Below are 1,150 nucleotides of genomic sequence, written 5' to 3' on the forward strand. Positions count from 1 at the left end.
TCGATATCCTGCTGCTGGAAGATGCGCGAGTTCTGCCGCAGGGTGGTACGCCATAAATCCGGCCGGATGGTCATCTGATAGGTGGTCTGGTGCAAGCCGGTGTCGCCTTGCTCAAAGCGGGCCACCATACCGGTGATGCTGCGGCTTTCTACGCCATCCTGCAAAATGGTCAGGGTGGCGGCGCGATCCAGCACGGCCGGAAAGTCGATGGCCGGATCAGCACTCGCCAGTCCGACACTCAGGCTGAAGGGTTGGGAAAACCCTTCCGTCAGGGTGAAGTCAGTGACAACAAAGGTTTCCGGCGCCAGTTCCCCCGCCGTCAGGGTAAATTGCAGGCCACTCGGGGTCGACCCTCCCATCAGCTGTTGCCCGGCTTTTTGCAGTGCCTTGGCGGCCCCACTGTGTCCGGCCGCCGCTTGCTGAGCGAGGCCCTGACCGCCGAGTGGGCCGGCAAAACCACCGGGTTTCATCAAGCCGCCTTTATCCATCATGCCAGCGGTACCGGCTCCACCCAGCAGGTTTGTTGCCTGTTTCGCCAGATCTCCAGCCTGCTTGCCTTTTTCTAACAGAGCGTGCCCCTGCTGCAATTTCGTCAGGTGTTTTTTCATTGACATTGTTTCGTTTTCCTTATTTGTGCTTGTTGTCCTTTATACCGTGTTCCACCGGGATCTCTTTGATTCACTTAACCTGGCATTCGGGTTGGTATTCCAGCTGAAAAATCAGGCTATTCAGGTACATCCTTTTTTTCTTATTATGCTGGGATGAGGCTACTTTGATCGACATGTTTTTCATTCCATCTATTACAGACGCTGTCAGGCGACCCATCTTGCTTGTTATTTTATCGGCATAAGCATGAATTTAATGAATGGAATGCCCTTCTTATCAACATTTGAGAAAAATCTTAGCAAGCTGGTGTATTTATTCTTCATTGTCAGAAAATCAATTAAACGCTGATTTTTGCCGTGGCTTTCTTCACGCTGGCCTGATGTTTTGCTTGCGGGAGGGTGATGATGAAAAAGCGGGTTTTCGGGTTGTTGCTGGGATGGGGGCTGTCAGGGGCCGCCTGTTCGGGGACGGTGGTGTACACTGACCGTCTGCACCCGCCGGTGAATCTGACGCCCGACAGCCAGGTGGTCTGGCTGGATGCGGC

2 protein-coding genes are annotated in these 1,150 nt (G+C 53.7%); both read right to left on the reverse strand.

Annotation, left to right across the window (positions count from 1 at the left end; translation table 11 throughout):
• On the reverse strand, positions 1 to 614 hold a 614-nt coding region (locus tag Xsze_RS21445), incomplete at its 3' end, for a contractile injection system protein, VgrG/Pvc8 family (protein ID WP_280176095.1).
• A gap of 329 nt (positions 615 to 943) precedes the next feature.
• Positions 944 to 1,150: hypothetical protein (locus Xsze_RS22510; RefSeq protein WP_211293380.1), on the reverse strand; the 207-nt coding region annotated here is incomplete at its 5' end.

Origin of the sequence: Xenorhabdus szentirmaii DSM 16338 (genome assembly GCF_002632585.1) — a bacterium.
Taxonomy (GTDB): Bacteria; Pseudomonadota; Gammaproteobacteria; order Enterobacterales; family Enterobacteriaceae; genus Xenorhabdus; species Xenorhabdus szentirmaii.